This window comes from Microbispora hainanensis, from assembly GCF_036186745.1.
In the GTDB taxonomy this organism is placed as follows: domain Bacteria; phylum Actinomycetota; class Actinomycetes; order Streptosporangiales; family Streptosporangiaceae; genus Microbispora.
Map to the genome: position 1 here is coordinate 6,770,099 of NZ_CP108086.1, position 12,872 is coordinate 6,782,970.

The window sequence follows — 12,872 nt, forward strand, 5'->3', positions numbered from 1 at the left end:
TCCGGGCGGCGCTTCATCGGGCCCTCTGGGCCGTGCGCAGGTCCGACCAGCCGATGAGGCGGACGCCCTCTTCCGCGATGGCGCGGCGGACCTCCGGATCGGTGAACAGCCGCAGCTCCATGCCGCGTTTGGCGTGCTGCGGCATGATCTGCCGGAGCTCGCCGTCGTCAACGAACGGATGGATGTAGATCTCGGTCACGCCGGGCCGCAGCGCCCGGATCAGCCCGATCATGTCGCTTCTGACGCTCTCGTACGTCTCCCCTTCGGCCAGCTCGAAGGGCAGCGTCCACAGCCGGTCGAGGATCACCACGCCCGCCGCGTCCGCGGCCTCCGCCCTCGCCTGCGCGAACGGCTCCAGCTCCGCCGGCAGGCCCATGCCGTCGAGCGTCCTGGGCAGCCGGAACGGCAGGCCGTGCTCCGCGCACGCCTTGAAGACGACGTCGAGGAAGTCACGGCCGGTCTCCAGGCCGTACAGGCTGCCCATGTGGTTGTCGGCGTGCGACGGGTCGAGACCGAGGGCGACGGCCCTGCGGATCTGCGCGTCGATCTCCGCGCCGACCTCCTCGGGGTCGGCCCGCTCCTCCACCGTGCGCGAGTCGGCGGGGAAATAACCGGCCTCGTCCACGAGCGAGGACACCGCGCGGTCGCGGGTCACCGGCCCCCAGCGGTATCCCTCCCACTCGCTGGTGAACGTCAGATGGACGCCCACGTCGTAGCCGCCCGCGACGGCCGTACGGACCGCGTCGGGGGCCCACGGGCACGGCGTCATGACGGTCGCCGAGCTGATCGCGCCCGCCGCGAGCAGTGAGGTGATTCCGGTGTTGGCCGCCCGGCACATGCCGTAGTCGTCGGCGTTCACGATCAGCAGCCGGTCGTCCGGCCCGGCGCCGAGCCGTCTCGCGAGGTTCACGTGATGTTCCCTTTCCCTGACCCGGCGGGGTCCGTGCCGTACGGCCCTCCGGTGGTCATGTCGTGCGGCCGCCCACGACGGCGGCGAAGGCGCGTTCGCGCGCGCGATGGCGGGCGAGCCAGGACGCGCCGCGCAGCACCGCGTCCCCTTGGACGCCGCTCGCGATGATCCTGATCGGGAGCGGCGCGGCGTCCCTCGCCAGATGGCGGCGGATGCGGCCGAGCAGCAGGTCGGCGCTGGCGCCGAACGCGCCGCCGAGCACGAACAGCTCCGGCTCGATCACGAGGGCGACGGACGCCGCGACGTGGGCGATCCTGCGGGCGGTCGCATCGACCACGGCGAGCGCCCTCTCGTCGCCGCCCCTGGCGCTCTCGAAGATCTCGCGCGGGGACGGGCTGCCCTCGATGCCGGCCTGCCTGGCCTGTTCGGCGATGCGGCGCGCGCCGAGCACCTCGGTGCCGGGCTCGGTCGCGGGGTGGGGCAGGAACGCGACCTCGCCCGCTCCCCCGGCGAAGCCCCGGTGCAGCCGGCCGCCCAGCACGATCCCCGCGCCGATGCCGACACCGACGCCGAGCAGGACGAAGTCGGCGACGTCGGCGCACGCGCCGAACCGCTGCTCGGCGACGGCGGCGAGGTTGACGTCGTTCTCCAGCAGCAGGGGCACGGGCAGGTGGCTCTCGATCGCCTCGGCCAGGCCGCGGCCCCCCTGCGGCAGCCCGTACGCCCGCCTGACGGTGTGGCCGTCGCCCGCCACGATCGCGGGGACGCCGACGACGGCCTGGCCGATGGCGCCCGGCTCGGTCCCGGCATGTCCGGCGCACTCGGCGGCGAGCGCGGCCACCGCCGCCGCCGTGTCGGCCACCCTGCGGCGTGGCGCCCGGGTCTCCGCCTGGGCGAGCGTCTCCCCCATCGCGTCCACGAGGACGGCGCGGATGCGCAGGTGACCGATGTCGACGCCGAGCGCGAGCGCGCAGCGGGGCGCGATCCGATAGAGGGTCGCGGCGGGCCCGCGACGCGTGGTGTCGGCGCCCGCCTCCTCCACGGCCCCGCGGGCGATGAGCTCGCGCAGCGCCTGGGCGACGGTGGTCTTGGACAGGCCGGTGGCCCTGGTGATCTCCGGCCGGCCCAGCGGCCCCTCACGGTCGATGACGTCGAGCACCGCGCGGGCGTTGATCGACCAGAGCAGGCCCTGCGGCCCGGCCAGATAGTCGCCGCTCACGCTTCACCTCGCGTCCCGGCCCGAGTAGGTCGGAAACTTTCCTACTCGAGGTGAGCCGTTTCTATCCGATCGGCGGGCCCCGCCACAAGACCGCTACGGTTCATTGGAAGCAGGAAAGGGGATCATCGTGAGCAATGCCGAAACGGGTGACGTCCCGTTCGGGGCACGGGTGCGCGGCTGCCTGCTCGGCGGGGCCGTCGGCGACGCCCTCGGCGCGCCCGTGGAGTTCGACTCGATCGCCGCCATCCGCCGCGACCACGGCGAGGCGGGGCTGACCGACCTCGCGCCCGACTGGAGCGGCAGGACCGGCCTGGTCACCGACGACACGCAGATGACGCTGTTCACGGTCGAAGGGCTGATCCGCGCCGACGTACGCGTCAGGGAGAAGGGCATCGGCGGCGGTGAGGTGCACGTGGTGCGCCACGCCTACCTGCGCTGGCTCGACACCCAGGAGCACCGCCAGCCGCCGCCCGCCGACGGCCTCGTCCGCACCGGCCGGCTCCGCGAGCAGACCTGGCTCTACTCCCGCCGCGCCCCCGGCAACGCCTGCGTGTCCGGGCTGCGCGCCGGCCTCGGTTCACTCGCCGCCCCCGGCATGCCCGGTCCGGTCAACCCCGGCTCGAAGGGCTGCGGCACCGTCATGCGCTCCGCCCCCTTCGGGCTGGCCGTACGCGATCCCCGGGCCGCCTTCACGCTCGCGGCCGGCTGCGCCCAGATCACGCACGGGCACCCCACCGGTTATCTCGCGGCCGGCGCCTTCGCCGCGCTGATCCGCCTCCTGGCCCAGGGCGCGCCGCTGCCTGCGGCCGTACGGGACACGCTCGGCCTGCTCGCCGAGCAGCCCGCGCACGAGGAGACCACCGCCGCGATCGAGGCGGCGGTCGCCCTGGCCGGTGCGGCGGAGCCGACGCCCGAGGCGGTGGAGACGCTCGGCGGTGGGTGGGTGGCCGAGGAGGCGCTCGCCATCGCGGTCTACTGCGCACTGGTGAGCGGCGACGACATCGAGCGGGCCCTGCTGCGGGCGGTCAACCACTCCGGCGACAGCGACTCCACCGGCTCCCTCTGCGGCAACCTCCTCGGCACCGTGTACGGCGACACCGCCCTTCCCGAGCGCTGGGTGTCGCGGCTGGAGGGCAGGGACACCATCGTCGAACTCGCCGACGACTTCACCACCCAGTTCACCGGCGGCCGTCTCGACCACGGCAAGTACCCCGGCTGCTGACCCCGTGACCACTCACCGTCGGTCTCCCGAGTCGTTCCGTTCCGTTACGAGCCGCGTGTCATGAAGACATAAGTCCCTTACGGGAGTGTTGACAGATGAACAGGGGCGTTCATGGTGAATAGAGAGCCCTGACCCCCCGGGAGCACATGACGATGCGCAATCCGTTGCGGACGGGAGAATCTCCCGAGAGCACGGCCAGGTCTTCTGAGCGCGACACGTTGCCACATATCGTGGCGGACTTCCGCCGTCAGGTCGCGCGCAAACTCGGACGAGGCGGCAATCCCGAGGACCAGCTTCGAGCACCGCTCGAGGTAATCCTTCAGCGGCTCGGTACACGGATGGGCCTGCGGGTCACCCCTTACGGCGAGGTGCCACTGCACGATATCGGGTCACGCCCTGATTATGCCGTTGATGTGGAGCGCTCCAGAGTTGGCTACATAGAGCTGAAAGCTCCCGGACGCAGCGTTCCCGAATCTCCTACTTGGCGCGCGAGCGAGCGGGAGCGCCGGCAATGCGAGCGACTGCGCGAGCTCCCCAATCTGATTTACAGCGACGGCACTGACTGGATTCGGTATCAGAACGGCGTCCCCGGCAAGGTCGTCCGGCTGAACGGATCCGATGCGAGCTTGACCGCGTTCGACGCGTTGATCAGAGAATTTCTACTCTGGGCTCCCGACCCTCCGCGATCGGTTCGCGACCTCATTCGCGTCACCTCAGGACTCTGCCGCCTTCTGCGGGACACCGTCGCGGAGCTGCTCGAAGCGGAGAGGACTGGCCCGGAGATCGGGCCGTTCACCCACCTCGCGCAGGACTGGCGCGCTCTGCTGTTTCCCGCGCTCTCCAACAACGAATTCGCCGACGCATACGCCCAGACAGTCACTTTCAGTCTGCTTCTGGCGCGCGAGGCGGGGATCGACTTCACTGACCACGATCTCGTGCAGATCGCGAAGCAACTCGGCAAGCAGCACCCATTGCTGGGGAGTGCGCTCAGTCACCTCGCCGAGCCACTCATCGCACAGCAGCTGACGATCCTGGACACGCTCCGTGTCGTAATCGGCGCCGCCGACTGGAATCGCTTGCCGAAGACAGATCGCACATCGTACTGGGATCTGTACGAGCTCTTTCTGCAGGAGTACGACCCGGAGCTGCGGAAGAAGAGCGGCGCCTATTACACGCCGGAGCCGGTCGCCCGCTTTATGGTCGACTTCGTCGACCATATTCTGAAGACCCGGATGCGCACGAACGGTTTCGCGGACAAGAACGTCGTCGCTCTGGACCCTGCGATGGGGACGGGCACGTTCCTCATGGAGATCATCCGATCCGTCGCGGACACGATCGCCGCCGAGGACAATGCCCTCGCCGTGCGGGATCATCTCGGCGACCTTTGCCGTTACAGGCTCATCGGCTTCGAGCGCTCAGCTGGCCCTTTCGCCGTGGCGGAACTGCGCCTGCATCAGACCCTACGGGAGACGTACCGCACTGATATTCCCGAAGATGGCCTTCGGTTCCTCATCGACACTCTGGACGACCCGAACGGCCGCTTCATCGACCGCGGCCTGGCTTACAACGAGCTCCAGCGAGCGCGGGACCGGGCCAACAAAATCAAACGCGAGACGCCGATCGTGGTAGTCATCGGGAACCCGCCTTATCTCGAGCGGGCCCGGCAGCAGGACCCCGCCCCTTGGATCGAAAGGCGCCGCGATCCCGGCTACCTCACCGACCTCCGGTTCCGCCCGTCGCTCGACGAGTTCCGCTTGCCCGAGCACAGCAGGCTCGCCTACAAGCTGGCCAACACCGCGACGTATTTCTGGCGTTGGGCGACGTGGAAGGTCTTCGACGCCAACCCCGAGCACCCCGCGGGCATCGTAGCCTTCATCACCACCTCGGCGTATCTGAGCACAGAAGCCTTCGCCGGGATGCGCAAGTACCTGCGGGAGACAACGGACGAAGGGTGGATCATCGATCTCTCACCCGAACATCATCAGCCGCCGCAATCGACCCGTGTGTTCCGCGGCGTACAACAGCCCATTTGCATCGGCATCTTCGCACGATACGGCAGCCCCGACCGGAAGCGACCGGCAACGGTCCATTACACGGCCCTACACGGCAAGCGTGAGGAGAAGTTCGAGGCAATGGCCGCGGGCATCCCCCTCGACGCGGCCGAACAATGGCAGGAGTGTCCCGCATATCTGACCGCGCCTTTCATGCCAGTCGCCGAAAACTGGCTCTCCCTTCCACCGCTGCTCGAACTGATGCCCTGGCATGAGCCCGGCGTCAAGGCCAACCGCACATGGGTGTGCGCCCCCTCACCCGAGGTTCTCGAGCGGCGCTGGCGCCGTCTGGTGGCCGAAGGATTCCCCGACGATCTCTTCAAGCGCACTCGAGATCTGGCGCCGACCTCCCTCGTCGCGGGACTGCCGCCCCTGGCCGACGCGACCGCCCTGCCCAGGATCACCCCGTATGCCTTTCGCAGCTTCGACCGTCAGTTCCTTTTCGAGGATCCCAGGGTGATCGACTATCCGCGTCAGCCATTGTGGGACGTCAGGGGAGCCCGGCAGATCTACGTCAGCACCCAGCACGGACAGCCCTTGTCCTCCGGACCCGGCCTGACCTTCACCGAGAACGTCCCCGATCAGCACCATTTCAACGGCCGGGGCGGCCGGGTCGTCCCGCTGTATCGGGACCAGCCGGGCGTGAAGCCGAATGTGGCTCCGGGGCTCCTGCAGTACCTCGGCGAGAGACTTGATCGCCGGCTCACCGCCGAGGACCTGCTCGCCTACATCGCCGGCACCGTTGCGCATCCCGCATACACCGCGCGCTTCCGTGACCAGCTCGCCGCTCTTCATGGAATCCGCGTTCCCCTCACGGCTGACGCCCGCCTCTGGGATGCGGCAGCAGAGCTGGGACGAGAGGTGATATGGCTCCACACCTCAGGAACGCGTTTCCAGGACGGCGATTCGCCCGGACGACCTCGGCTGTCTGCGGACCGCAGGCCACGACGAGTCTCCTGGATACCGGATGGCGTGGACGATATGCCCGATGAAATCTCTTACGACCCGGCTACGCGAATGCTGCGTCTTGGGAACGGCGTCATCGCGCCGGTCGACCCCCGCGCGTACGCCTACGACGTCGGGGGCAGACCCGTCATCAAATCGTGGTTCTCCTATCGGCAGCGAACGCGCCCACGTACGCGCACCGCCTCATCGCCACTGGACGACATACGGAATGAGCGTTGGACCACGCAGTTCACCGAGGAGCTTCTCGACCTCATTCAGGTCCTGACGCTCCTTGCCGACCTTCATCCGTTACAGGAGGCCCTCCTCGATCGGATCCTCGACGGTCCTCTGATCACGACGGCGGATCTCACCGCCGCCCGCCTCCTGCCCGTACCGTCACAGGCGACGAAGGCGCCCCTGCGCTCCGGCCGCGACGACACCCTCTTCTGATCAGCGGAGACAGACGGCGCTGTTACCTGCCGAGGCTCCGATACTCGCGAGGCTTCTGGCGTACATGTTCGACGGTCGGCGGACAGGTCCGCGTCGACGAGGCCGGGCAACTGGAGTCGGCTCGCACAAACGTGAACAGTGTCTCAAACACTGACAATACGCCGTCCGGCCGATCGCCCGACGACGACCATGCGAGCATGAGCACGATCGCCAAGTGTGTGTCAATGGACTCGCGTTTGTGGTGGTAGATCGGCCGTGCTTGAGGCTGTGCCTGCTCATTCGGAAGGCCTGTCATCGATCGGGGCACCGGGGTAGTCGCGCCGCCACTGTTTGACCTCATACGAACGATTGACATTTACAGCAGCAAACCGGAATGATCTCGCGGGTTAATAACTCTGGACCGTGCCATAAGCCAGAGCTCCGAGCGAATCTCCCGCTCCTCCCCGCCGTCGAAGGAGGACGACCTTACATGAGCGTGGCGTCGCGAGCCCGCGATCCCCACCTGATCGGCTCCACGACCCGTCTTGTGGAGTTCCTCCACAACCTGGCCTCCGCACGTCGCACCCCGATACGCGAGGTCGACAAGCACGTGCGGGTCCTCTGGCTGGCGGATCTGCCCGAGGAGATCACGCCCCAGGTCGGGGCAGGACTCGGGGAAGTAGTCCTCTCCTTCGACTACGTGCGGGGCACCCCGCCGCCCCAGGCTCCCGACGTGCTGGAGGGGTGGCTGAAGCCCCGGGATGTGGCGGATCCCGAGCTGGACGCCCCTGAACTCGCCGAAACCGGACCGAAGCCCGTCCTAGAGACTCGCGAGGACGGATCGACGTACTGGCGGCTGGAGACTACGGACGACCGACCCGACGTCTGTGAGGCGTACGACGGGTGGCTGCCCCGCTGGCAGGCTTGGGCGGAGGAGGAGCGTGAGCGGGCCCGGCGGCAACGCTGGCACCGTGACCTCTACTCGATTGCCAACCAGCTCTCCCAACTCGACGACGAATGGGAGCTGGTGCTGGCCACCGGCCTGCTGTGCTGGAGGGCGCCGGATGGGACGGGGGTGCGCAACCACCTCCTCGCCACCCGTGCTCATCTGCGGGTCGACCCGGACACCGAACGCGTAGATGTCGTGCTCGGCGAGACCTCGCCGACGCTTCAGGACCGTGAGTTTCTAGCCGACCTGCCCGGGTTCACCCCACAGCGCGTCGACCGGCTGCGGGAGCGGACCCGGGAGGGCGAAGGCGTCGCCCTGCAGGACTCCGTCGAGGAACTTCTGCAGGCCTGGTGCGACCGGGGACTGGATACGCAGGCTCATTACCGGCCCGGCTGGGTTCCCGTGACGGCAAAGCCCGGCGATGTCCCAGAGGTACGGCTCGCCCCCGCCCTGGTCCTCCGCAAGCGGGACCAGGGCGCGCTGATCGCCTACTACGACCGGATGATCGCCACGTTGACCGCCCCGGACGCTCAGGCGCCCCTTGGGCTCGCCCAGCTCGTGCAGCCACTCGAGCAGGACGAGCGCATGGCGTTCCTCACGGAACGGGACGGTGACCGTGGAGACGCCCTCGGGCGCGACCCGCTCTTCCCGCTGCCCGCCAACCCCGAACAGCGTCTCATCATGACCCGGCTGGGCAACGACAACGGCGTCGTCGTGCAGGGCCCGCCGGGGACCGGCAAGACCCACAGCATCGCGAACCTGCTGGCGGCGCTTCTCGCGCAGGGGCAGCGCGTCCTGGTGACGAGTCAGAAGGCACAGGCACTGCGGGTGCTGCGCGACAAGCTGCCCGAAGAGATCGCCGGCCTCTGCGTGTCCATGACCGACCTCGGCCGTGGTGGTTCCGCCGAACTGGAGGGCGGCGTGAAAGCGCTGTCGGCCAGGTTCTCCTCTTACGACCCAGGGCGGCAGGCCAAACGCATCGCCGCCAAGCGCCAGGAACTCGACGCAGCGCGCCGTACCACCGCCGAATTGGCCGAGCGGGTTCGTGCACTTCGCGAATCAGAGACCTACTCCCATCCCGAGATCGCTTCCGGGTATCGGGGTTCCCTCGCCGCGATCGCCCGCCGTCTCAGGAACGAGGAGCCGGGCTGCTCATGGATGCCGGTGCCAATGCCGGCCACGGCCCCGTTCACGCCGCCGATCAACGTGGGCGAGGCGGCGGAGCTCGTCGAGCTGCTGGCAGGTGAGACATCGCAGCGCAGGGCCAGACCGACCCAGCGCATCCCCGGCGTCGGCATGCTGCCTACCGCCGAACAGGTGAAAGCCCTGATCGCTGACGAGGCCGCCGCACAGTCCCTGGCCCGGCAGGCGCAGACACAGGTCTCCGCCCGGCTCGATTACCTCGACCCGGAGCTGGTCACGCAGCTACAGAAGATCGCGGCCGACGTCGCCGCAGACTTACACCAACTCGGCCTGCCCGAGGATGCTGCCACGTGGAACCCCGGCGACTGGACGATCCGGGCCCTGTCCGACATGCTCGCGGGCCGCGATGCCATGCTGTGGGAGCAGCTCGCGACCTACGCCGAACGGCTCGCCGCGCTGGAGGAGACGACCCGGCGCATCGCGTTGCGTGAGGTCGTCCACCCGCCACTCGACGGCCCCACCAACGCCGCGGCGTACCTGCAGGCGATGCGCGGGTTGCGCGACCACCTCGCCGCGGGGAACCGGCTCAAGCAGGGCCTGTTCCGGCCCGCCGTACAGAAGGTCGCGGAGCCCTTCCTCGCCTCCGTATCCGTCGACGGCGTCTCGCCGACGAACGCCGAACTGCTGTCGATCGTCCTCGACGACCTGGAAGGGCGGCAGATCGCCGATCAGTTGCGGCGCGGCTGGCGCCTCGTGGGCGTGGAGTTTTCGTCGGACCTGGCGCTGCAAGCCATACAGTCGCAGCTCCGCGACGCCTTCAGCAGGCTTTCCGTCGTGCGCCGGATCGCGGAAGCCGTCTCGGAGACGATCCGCCTTCTTGCCGGGGCAGGCGTGCACCTCGGTCTGCGTACCCCCGCCGAGTGGCTCTCCTACGCCTCCGCCCTGCACGCCGTGCGGCTGCGGCTGGACGCGGAGCGGGCTACCGCGAAGCTGGAGGAGCTGCACAGCACTCTGGACCACCAGGTGCGGCTCGGCACCCCCGCCCCGGAGCTGACTGAAGCCGTCCGAGCGGTCGCCGCCCGCGATGGCGTCACCTATCAGCTGTGCCTGGCCGCCCTCGGCACTGCTCACCGGGAGCTGGCCGACCAGCGACGCTGCGACGAGCTGACGGCACGGGTGCGGGCCGCCCACCCCGCTCTCCTGGCCATGCTGGCGGAGGCGAAGACGTGGCGGTCCCGCTTCTCGAACTGGGAGCGCGCCTGGGCCTGGGCTAAGGCCCAGACCTTCTTCACCGAGCAGCGGCAGCCGGGTCTCGAACAGCGGCTGGACGCCGAGCTCGAAGCCGCGACCGTCCGCGAGATGCGTCTCACCGGCGAGCTGGCCGCCGAGCAAGCGTGGGACGCGGCCCTGGGACGGATGAACTCACGGCAGACGACCGCGCTGCGCGCCTACCAGGACCACATTTCCAAGCTCGGCAAGGGGACCGGCAGGTACGCCGCGAGATACCAGATGCTCGCCCGGGAGGCCATGGCGCACGCTCGTGACGCCGTACCGGCCTGGATCATGCCGATTCAGCAGGTGCTGGAGACGATTCCGCCGGCGCGCGACTCTTTTGACGTCGTCATCGTGGACGAGGCCAGCCAGGCGAGCATCGAGGCGTTGTTCCTCCTGTGGCTGGCTCCCCGCGTCATCGTGGTCGGTGACGACAAGCAGTGCGCTCCCTCCACGGTGAGCCACGGAGAGCTGGAGCCGATCTTCGCCAAGCTGGCCACCTACCTGCCGGACATGCCCGCCTATCTGCGGGACGCCTTCACTCCGAAGTCGAGCCTGTTCGACTTGCTGCGGACGCGTTTTGGCGGGCTCGTGCGTCTCAAGGAGCACTTCCGGTGCATGCCCGAAATCATCCAGTTCTCGTCCCGCCAGTTCTACTCGGATGAGCCGCTGGTTCCGCTCCGGCAGTTCGGCGCCGACCGGCTGCCGCCGCTTCGGGTCCAGCGCGTCACCGGCGCGCGCACAGAGGGGACAACGACACGGCTCCGCAACGTAGTGGAGGCCGAGGCGATCGTTGAGCGGATCATTCAGTGCGCCGAGGACCCGGCGTACGAAGACAGGACCTTCGGTGTCGTCGTCCTGCAGGGCAACGGCCAGGTCCATCTGATCCACAACCTGCTGCTCGATCAACTCGATCCCAAGGAGTGGGAGAAGCGGCGGCTGCGGGTCGGCACGCCGCCCGACTTCCAGGGCGATGAGCGCGACGTCGTCTTCCTCTCGATGGTGATCGCGGAACGGCGGTCGGCGGTGACCAGCACCGAGTGGCAGCGGCGGTTCAACGTGGCGGCCTCCCGCGCGAAGGACCAGATGTGGCTGTTCCACTCCGTCAGCCCTGACCTGCTGTCCCCTGTCTGTTTGCGGCGGTCCCTGCTCGCCTACATGCTGAACCCGCCGCCGGCCCTCGGACGGGAGCCGCTCTCCGACGTGACCCCCGACGAGCCTCACCGCGATTTCGACTCGCTCTTTGAGCAGCGGGTGTTCCTGCGCATACGGGAACGCGGCTATCACGTGGTCCCGCAGTACGAGGTCAACGGACGGCGAATCGACCTGGTCGTCAGCGGAGCCCAAGGACGCCTGGCAGTCGAGTGCGACGGCGACCGCTGGCACGGCACGCCCGAGCAGCTCGAGAACGACCTCGACCGGGAACGGGAACTGAAGCGAGCGGGCTGGCAGTTCTGGCGGGTGCGCGAGAGCGAGTTTTACTTCGACCAGGAGGCGGCGCTCGCGCCCCTCTGGGCCGAACTTGACCGGCGCGGCATTCGGCCGGGTGAGGTCGATGCCGACGACGAGGCACAGCAGGACGAGAGCTGGAGTGCCGTGACCCTTTCGGCGCAGGACGGCTGGGACGGCCTCGACGACGGCGACTCACCTGACCTTGAAGAGATCACCCTCGCCGTGCCGCCCAAGACTCATCCTGGCATCATGAACCCCGGACCGATGACTGCACGCATGACGGCCACTACCCCGTCAAGTTCCCATATCCGCGCCTGGGCTCGTCAGCATGGCTACGCGGTCGGCGATCGCGGGCGCCTTCCGGAGGACGTGCAGGAGGCGTACCACCGGGCGCACCAGCCCGAGTAAGGACCACATGAGCGAGGAGCGGCGTCTTCCCGGCGGGAACACGAACGGCGCGGTCCGGGCCGGTGACACGGTGCGCCGTGCTCCCGGTCCGTGGACGCCTGCCGTGCACGCGCTGCTCCGGCATCTGGAGGAGGCCGGCTTCGACAGTGCCCCGCGTGCCCGGGGGTTCGACGACCAGGGCCGGGAGGTCCTCTCGTACCTGCCGGGAGAGGTGGTGGGGACGGCGCGGCCGTGGCCCGCGTGGGTGCACAGTGACGACGCGCTCCGTCAGGTGGCCGGCTGGCTGCGTGACTTCCACGCCGCGGTCGCGGACTTCGTCCCCCCGCCGGACGCGGTCTGGCGCGGGGGCGGGACCTGGCGGCCCGGCCTGGTCGTCGGCCACAACGACGCGGCGCCGTACAACGCGGCGTGGGCCGGCGGGCGCCTCACCGGGTTCTTCGACTGGGACTTCGCCGGTCCGGTCACCCGCGAGTGGGACCTCGCCTTCGCCGCGTTCTCCTGGGTGCCGCTCCACGCCCGCCACGTCGCCGCCGCGGATGGGTTCACCGCGTTCGCCGACCGGCCCCGGCGGCTGCGGCTGTTCCTCGATGAGTACGGCTGGGACGGCCCGGCCGGCCGTTTCGTCGAGACCGTCCGGCAGCGGATCGGCGCCTCGGCCGACGGCATCCGGCGGCTCGCGGCGGCCGGCGACCCGGCGTACCGGAAGCTGGTCGACCAGGGGGCCGACAGGTCATTGGACACGGCGGTCGAGGAGCTGGCCGGCTTCGCCGCGGGGTGAGGCCGCCGCCTGCGGGGCGGCTGGTCAGGGACGGGGCCAGGGCCGGCCGGCGAGGCGTTCGACGTCGGTGGTGAAGCGTCGCCCGCCCTCCCGG

6 protein-coding genes are annotated in these 12,872 nt (G+C 69.3%); 4 read left to right on the forward strand and 2 right to left on the reverse strand.

Annotated features, from left to right (window positions below; translation table 11 throughout):
• Positions 1-13 precede the first annotated feature (13 nt).
• Together OHB01_RS31205 and OHB01_RS31210 are read right to left on the reverse strand one after the other, a co-directional pair.
• Positions 14-910 carry a polysaccharide deacetylase family protein gene (locus OHB01_RS31205; protein WP_142649655.1) on the reverse strand — a complete coding sequence of 299 codons (897 nt, stop codon included), beginning with the start codon at positions 908-910 and terminating at the stop codon, positions 14-16.
• Between the two features lie 55 nt (positions 911-965).
• The gene (locus OHB01_RS31210; protein ID WP_328854372.1) at positions 966-2,129 is read right to left on the reverse strand and encodes an ROK family transcriptional regulator; all 1,164 of its coding nucleotides are present in this window, start codon (positions 2,127-2,129) and stop codon (positions 966-968) included.
• A 127-nt stretch (positions 2,130-2,256) separates the two neighbouring features.
• Here OHB01_RS31210 and OHB01_RS31215 point away from each other — a divergent pair, with 127 nt between their 5' ends.
• The 4 genes from OHB01_RS31215 (at position 2,257) to OHB01_RS31230 (ending at position 12,778) form a co-directional block, all read left to right on the forward strand.
• Entirely contained in the window at positions 2,257-3,351 is a 1,095-nt protein-coding gene (locus OHB01_RS31215) for an ADP-ribosylglycohydrolase family protein (protein ID WP_328854373.1), read from the forward strand.
• A 146-nt stretch (positions 3,352-3,497) separates the two neighbouring features.
• A complete protein-coding gene (locus OHB01_RS31220; RefSeq protein ID WP_328854374.1) occupies positions 3,498-6,797 on the forward strand; it encodes a type ISP restriction/modification enzyme in 3,300 nt (1,099 codons plus the stop codon).
• Between the two features lie 469 nt (positions 6,798-7,266).
• Positions 7,267-12,000 (forward strand): AAA domain-containing protein, encoded by a 4,734-nt coding sequence (locus OHB01_RS31225; protein WP_328854375.1) that lies wholly within the window; start codon positions 7,267-7,269, stop codon positions 11,998-12,000.
• A 7-nt stretch (positions 12,001-12,007) separates the two neighbouring features.
• Positions 12,008-12,778, forward strand: coding sequence for a phosphotransferase (locus OHB01_RS31230; RefSeq protein WP_328854376.1), 771 nt, complete (start codon positions 12,008-12,010; stop codon positions 12,776-12,778).
• Positions 12,779-12,872: the final 94 nt, after the last annotated feature.